The sequence below is a fragment of the Luteibacter sp. P4_E6 genome, from assembly GCF_056401535.1.
In genome coordinates this window covers 1-1,305 of the sequence record NZ_JBFUJE010000806.1, presented here as the reverse complement: position 1 = coordinate 1,305, position 1,305 = coordinate 1, and the positions used below count along the sequence as shown (strand labels likewise).

At 57.3% G+C, this 1,305-nt stretch carries 2 protein-coding genes; one reads left to right on the top strand and one right to left on the bottom strand.

Annotated elements, in window-relative coordinates; genetic code table 11:
* On the top strand, window positions 1-370 hold a 370-nt coding region (locus AC1DT2_RS23650), incomplete at its 5' end, for a hypothetical protein (protein WP_477299126.1).
* Window positions 371-941: 571 nt separating this feature from the next.
* Here the strand turns inward: AC1DT2_RS23650 and AC1DT2_RS23645 are convergent.
* The coding region (locus AC1DT2_RS23645) for an SIR2 family protein (protein ID WP_477299124.1) at window positions 942-1,305 on the bottom strand (364 nt) is incomplete at its 5' end.

Genomic DNA, 1,305 nt, shown 5'->3' with positions numbered 1-1,305 from the left:
TCCCAAGGGAGCGGAAACACCTACGGCTCAGCAGCCGCAAGCGACTTCCGCGCCTACCCAGGAGACCGCGCCAGCTGAGGGCGTCGCCAAGGCACCAGTCGAACCGAACTCGACAGACGCCATCATTGATGCCGGTGGCATCGATAACCTCACCGTCATGAGCAAGAATGCGGATGGCTATCCCGTGTTCCTTATCGAGTGCAACGACGCCGGCCAGTGCGTTGGCGCCCAAGGCCAGCCTGTCGGTGACCTCAAGACCGTCGCAGCCATCATGCCGCCAGTCAAGCCTGAGGACATCGCCGCCCACCACTACGCCTGCAAAGTCATCTGCTCCGACAGCGAGAAAAACATCATCGGCCGTGCGCCGTAGGTGAAATCACAAACGCCCATTCAAAGCGCTGCGTGCAAGGGTCATCGAAATGTGACTCCTTGCAACTTCTGCCATCCGACACCTTGACCGTCCATGCCCCAACCACAAGTTGGCGGCTTGCAATACCCACCAATTCCAAAKCTTGACGAGTGTTTCGAAATCCAACTCCAGCCAGCCGGCACGCAGGTAAGCGACGGAGGGACGAGGTCCGACCTCGGAGTGCTCCCACCGCAGTGCGTATCCAGGCACCGAGAAGTGCGTTCGAGCAACCTCCATACCCCAGTCAAACTTACCGGCTGTGGCGCCACATAGCCGGACTCGCACACGGGGAGGAAGGTTCGTGATCCACGGCGGCTTCGGCGAGGCCTCGTACTACCTGCGGCGAAGCAAGGTTGGCTGCTTGATCGTCGCGCCTGCTCCGGCAAACACTGAGGCCCTAAGAAAGCGGCCTCTGAATCGCTCCTCAAGCTTCTCTAACTGCGAGGCAAGCGGCCCGGCACCCATCGCGGATGGCTTCCAAATCTCGCGCGCGCTCAGCGATCGAGATCTCCAGGCGGCTTCGACAACTAATTCACGACCGACTTGGCGAACCATCATAAAACCGTTCTAAGAAGGAATCTGCGTGCTCTTTGAGACCTTTCAATCTGAACCTGGAAAGCATAACTTCATCAATTAGTTCGAGATGCGGAGACACATATATTCCATCATCTCGCGATCCGCGCGCAGTCATGAGTTCAGCGGTTCGCCCGTCCCTCAAGGAGTGTCCAACAACTGCCACAGGATTGTTTGCAAGAAGGAACATTGCCTCGCGGTACACGTACGTTTCGTGGACGTTCGTCAGATCGCTCGTGGTAATACGGAGGGAATCTCGTATATCAATCGTTCCTGCGATCTTGAAGATTCTTACGACTTCTTCGCCAGATATCGTCTCAGGC